At 61.4% G+C, this 1813-nt stretch carries 2 protein-coding genes and 2 pseudogenes; 1 reads left to right on the forward strand and 3 read right to left on the reverse strand.

Annotated features, from left to right (window positions below):
* Positions 1-280: pseudogene (locus Q8K05_RS07880) on the reverse strand (adenylosuccinate lyase); the annotation flags it as partial.
* 124 nt (positions 281-404) lie between these two features.
* Here Q8K05_RS07880 and Q8K05_RS07885 point away from each other — a divergent pair.
* Positions 405-1019, forward strand: a complete 615-nt coding sequence (locus Q8K05_RS07885) for a glutathione S-transferase N-terminal domain-containing protein (protein ID WP_305246026.1) — start codon at positions 405-407, stop codon at positions 1017-1019.
* Positions 1020-1099: 80 nt separating this feature from the next.
* On the opposite strand, the gene Q8K05_RS07890 is transcribed toward Q8K05_RS07885, so the two are convergent.
* Both Q8K05_RS07890 and Q8K05_RS07895 read right to left on the reverse strand, forming a co-directional pair.
* On the reverse strand, positions 1100-1555 hold the full coding sequence (locus Q8K05_RS07890; RefSeq protein WP_305246028.1) for a nuclear transport factor 2 family protein: 456 nt from the start codon (positions 1553-1555) through the stop codon (positions 1100-1102).
* Positions 1556-1566: 11 nt separating this feature from the next.
* Positions 1567-1813: pseudogene (locus tag Q8K05_RS07895) on the reverse strand (hypothetical protein); the annotation flags it as partial.

Below are 1813 nucleotides of genomic sequence, written 5' to 3' on the forward strand. Positions count from 1 at the left end.
CTTTCACGTCGTGGTTGGTGGTTTTTTCAATCTCCTTGATGGCGCTGGCGTCAGCTTCCGAGAAGTTTTTGATCAGGCCCAGCAGGTAGGTGCGCGCACCCGGGCTGAGTGGTTTGAATTCGGCGAATTTGGCGTCCGACAGGGCGATAAACCAGGCAATTTCGACCTGAACCCGGCGGTGCATATAGCCCTGTTCGGACATCAGGGGGCGCAGTTGATTGAGTTTGCTGGCGTAGCGGCCGTCCAGCGGAGACAGTGCGTTGATGGTGGAAAAGCTCATGCGGGCGATTGTAGGCCGGGCGCCGGCACCGTGAAAGCGGCGATGCTTTGCGCCATGTCAGCCGGGCCGTCCCACCGAGTCGATAGAATACGCTTCCCCCGGACCACGATCGCACACGCACCATATGAAACTCATCGGATCCGCCACGAGCCCCTACGTACGCAAAGTACGCATTGTGATGGCTGAAAAAAAGCTCGACTACCAGCTGGTGCTGGAAGATGTCTGGGCGGCAGATACCACCATTGCCGCCTCCAACCCGCTCGGCAAAGTGCCTTGCCTGGTCATGGAGGGCGGCGAAGCCGTGTTTGACTCGCGCGTGATTGTGGAATACCTGGACACCCTGTCGCCCGTGGGCAAGCTGATTCCCAGCCAGGGCCGCGAGCGCGCCGAGGTCAAGACCTGGGAAGCGCTGGCCGATGGCCTGATGGACGCCGCCATCCTCGCGCGGCTGGAAGCCACCTGGCCGGGCCGCAGCGACGCGCAGCGCAGCGACGCCTGGATCGCGCGGCAGATGGGAAAAATCGACGCTACGCTCAAGGCCATGAGCGCCGGCCTGGGCGACAAGGCTTTTTGCAGCGGCATTCACCTGAGCCTGTCCGATGTGGCCGTGGGCTGTGCGCTGGCCTACCTGGACTTGCGTTTTTCCGAGATCGCCTGGCGCCCCGCCCATCCCAATCTGGCCAAGCTGCAGGAAAAACTGTTGCTGCGTCCGAGCTTCGTGGACACCGAATCGGCCTGATTTTCAGGGTAAAAGTGCCTTTTGCCCAATAAGTGCGGGCGTGAGCAGCTATATAAACAGTAGCAAAATCGTCGCCCTGTTCAGGGATTGGCGCGTTTTTTCAGCCAGCGCATCAGGCCGCCCACCACGGGCAGCTTTTCATACAGCTCTTCGGCGGCGTCCCAGTAGTCGCGGTGAAAATCGATCAGGCCGTCGGCCGTGAACTTCAGGTGCGAGCCGCCGCGCACGGTTTGCAGCGTGGCGCGGTCAAAGTTCTTGAAGCGAAACTCAAAGGTCCAGGTCAAAAAGCACTGGTCGCCATCGACGATGCGGCCGGTCACCACAAAGCGCGGCTGCTCCAGCGCCTCATACATGTGGCTGAAAACGCCGCGCACCCCCGCCAGCCCGCGTACTTCGTTGAACGGGTCCTTAAAGTAGGCGTTTGGCGTGTAAAACGCGTCCAGCCGGGCCGGGCTGGCCGGGCTCAGGGTTTCAAAAAAGTCCACCACGCGCGCTGCTGCGGCGTGGTTGGGTGGCTTGGGCAGGGTCGGATTCATGGGCTTGGGGCTCAGAGTGCGGTGAATTTTCGGACCACGGCGAAATACAGGCCGTAGGGCAGCAGGCGCAAGGCCTTCATCCAGTGGGTAAAGCGTTTGGGGAAATAGATGTCAAACAATCCCTTGCACCAGCCCGCCAGGATGCTGATATGGCCGGCCTGGCGCGCCAGAAAGTTCGGCAGAACGGCGGCCAGCAGATGCAGCGCGGCGCGGTCGTGAAAGCTGAGCAGCGCGGCGCGGTCGTGAAAGCTGAGCAGC

The organism is Polaromonas sp., from assembly GCF_030682935.1.
GTDB lineage: Bacteria > Pseudomonadota > Gammaproteobacteria > Burkholderiales > Burkholderiaceae_C > Polaromonas.